Annotated in this window: 1 pseudogene; it reads left to right on the top strand. The window is 65.2% G+C overall.

Features of this window, described 5'->3' with window-relative positions:
* Positions 1 to 305 (top strand): annotated as a pseudogene (locus tag ABD323_RS44965) (hypothetical protein); the annotation flags it as partial.

Here is a 305-nt window from a genome sequence, read left to right as displayed (position 1 = left end):
CCTCGTTCTCCGACCTGACGGTTGCGGGAACCACACATCTCACCGGAGCTCACATTGGTGGCCGGCTCAGCCTCCGAGGAGCACAGCTTCGGAACCGAGGCGGGCAGGCGCTGCTGGCCCTCGATCTGGAGGTGCGGGAGACTGCACTGCTCGACCGGGGATTCGTCTCCGAAGGCAGCGTCGATCTCACCGGCTCGGTCATCGGCGGGTCGCTCGAGCTCAGTGGTGGCACCTTCGAACACGCTGGGGCCACACCCGCGTTGGACCTGGCCAGGATCACCATCAAACAGAACATGCTCTGCCAG

The organism is Kitasatospora nipponensis (assembly GCF_039528135.1).
Taxonomy (GTDB): domain Bacteria; phylum Actinomycetota; class Actinomycetes; order Streptomycetales; family Streptomycetaceae; genus Kitasatospora; species Kitasatospora nipponensis.
Note: the sequence above shows the minus strand (reverse complement) of the source record. Positions and strands in the feature narration are given on the sequence as shown.